General features: G+C 70.5%; 1 protein-coding gene. It reads right to left on the minus strand.

The annotated features are described in order from the left end of the window. Positions 1-843 precede the first annotated feature (843 nt). A complete protein-coding gene (locus IG90_RS0138610) occupies positions 844-1,572 on the minus strand; it encodes a methyltransferase domain-containing protein (RefSeq protein ID WP_051860464.1) in 729 nt (242 codons plus the stop codon). Between the last annotated feature and the right edge of the window lie 131 nt (positions 1,573-1,703).

The raw sequence follows: 1,703 nt of genomic DNA on the forward strand, positions 1-1,703 counted from the left end.
GCGCCGACGCCACCAAGCAACAGCCCGCCGCAGCCACTACCGACAACGGTCAACTGACCAACTCACCGGATAGATCACGAAACCGCACTGGAGTATTAGCCGAGGTGCTCGCCTCACGAAGGGCGGGCCGGAACCAGGGTCGGCCCCGGCCGGGCGACGGGGGCCAGAGTCTGTCCGGCGGACCGTCCAGGGGGCCCGCCGGACATCCGCCAGGAGCCGTCCAGGAGCCCTCTGGGCCCCGTCTAGGCCTGTCCAGCCGGACGGCACCGGACAGGGCCTAGACGGACTGCTGGACGGACTCCGGGCCGGGTGGCCGGCGGCCGACGCGTGCCGCGGGTGGCCCGTGCCGGGCGTGCCGCGCTCTCGTGCGCGCAGGGACGCGCTCGTGCGCATGCCGACACGGCTCGGCCCTCCCGGGCCGGTCACAGGGCCGCTGTCACAGGTCCGGTCACGATCGCGGTCACAGCCGGCGGGGAGCACGACCAGGAGCAGCGGCCCGAGTTCTTCCTCACCACCCGGCCGGGGTGCTCCGGGGCCGGCCCCACGGCGCGCTCGTGTCGGGCGCGTGCGAGACGGCACGCCGGTGGAAGTCGTCCGGGGCGGTCGTTCCGTCACCGGCCCACCGCCCGCCCCGGACCCGCGCAGCCTCCCACGCCGACCACACCCGCCGCGGACCGGGCCGGAGCTCCTGGCCGTGGCGCAGCTCGGCCACCCATAGTTCGTGCGTGGACGCGACGGTGGCAGGACTCGTAGGGGCACTCGGCGGTGCGGTACTGGGAGCGGCAGGAGCGTGGGGCGCCGCGCTCATCGCCTTTCGGGCTGCGCCCGCTCAGGCCAGCTGAATCAGCGGGAGCAAATCACGCTGACGAGAGTAAACGATGCGTAGAACGGCCCCCGGGGAAGGCCGGCGAACCAGCGATGTCCGCGGTTTCGATCGATGTGGCCGTCGTCGATGGCTTTCTGCATATTGCGGCCAAGGCCCAGGGTGTGGTCCGCCTCCTGGAAGTCACGGAAGACCGGTGTTGTGGCGATCACCGCTTCGACGTGGAAGCCTGCCTGTTCGGCGAGGCGTGCGAGGCTGCGTCCGATGGTTGCGTGGCGGACTACTTCTGCAGTGGTGTAGCGGGTGAAGGCGCGGCTTGCCTCGAGGTCTTCGGCGTCGACGATCAGGGTGTCCCAGTCGGGCTCGGCAAGGCCGATCCGGGCGCCTGGGCGAGTTGTGCGATGGAGCTGCGTAAGAGCGTCTGCGGGTTCGGCGACATGCATCAAAACTCGGTCGATCTTGGCCCGGTCCACCGTGCTCGGCTCGATGGGCAGGGCGTGCACGTCACCTTCGCGGATCTCCACCTGATGCAGGCCGTGCGTGCGTTCGCGGGCCTGGGCGAGCATGGCCGGGTCCCGGTCCACGCCGATTACCGTGCCGCTGTCCCCGACACGAGCTGCCAACGCCGGCAGATCGGTGCCCGGGCCACACCCCACGTCCAGGACGGTCTGGCCCGCCTGGACGTCCAACAAGTCCAGCATCTGCTGCTTGTACGCACGTCCGGCGTCACCGGCCGCAGCCCGCAGCATGTAGGAAGCCTGGTCAGGTCGAGACACACCAAGTGCGATCTCTTGGGTTGGTGTCGGTGGTGGTGAGAGTCGGTCGTGCTGGTCCGGGGATGGGTGTTGCGGGGCTGGTCAGCGGCTGTTTGTGGGTGGGC

The organism is Streptomyces anulatus (assembly GCF_000721175.1).
In the GTDB taxonomy this organism is placed as follows: domain Bacteria; phylum Actinomycetota; class Actinomycetes; order Streptomycetales; family Streptomycetaceae; genus Streptomyces; species Streptomyces anulatus_C.

Excerpts from the sequence above, each read along its gene's own strand:
- IG90_RS0138610 (WP_051860464.1), bottom strand. The coding sequence starts at position 1,572 with ATGCTGCGGGCTGCGGCCGGTGACGCCGGACGTGCGTACAAGCAGCAG.